Annotated in this window: 1 pseudogene; it reads right to left on the reverse strand. The window is 67.9% G+C overall.

Annotation, left to right across the window (positions count from 1 at the left end):
• Positions 1-71: 71 nt before the first annotated feature.
• Positions 72-302: pseudogene (locus tag R5H29_RS18795) on the reverse strand (glutamine--fructose-6-phosphate aminotransferase); the annotation flags it as partial.

The following is a 302-nucleotide window of genomic DNA, read 5'->3' on the forward strand; positions in this document are numbered from 1 at the left end:
TCAGTTCGGCGGCGAGCTCGCTGGACACGGGCGGCGTGTAGCCGAACCGGGGGGCGGGCGGAACCCGGCGGTTACTCCACCGTCACGGATTTCGCCAGGTTGCGCGGCTGATCGACATCCGTGCCCTTCAGCACCGCCACGTGATAGGCGAGGAGCTGCACCGGAATCGTGTAGAGCAGCGGCGCGGCGAAGGGATCGATCGCGGGTAGGGTGAAACTGTCCACCGCGATGTGGCGGAGCTTGGTGATGCCGGCCTCGTCCGAGAACAGCACGATCTGGCCGCCGCGGGCATGCGCTTCCTG

Source organism: Stenotrophomonas sp. A3_2 (genome assembly GCF_036624925.1).
Classification (GTDB): domain Bacteria; phylum Pseudomonadota; class Gammaproteobacteria; order Xanthomonadales; family Xanthomonadaceae; genus Stenotrophomonas; species Stenotrophomonas hibiscicola.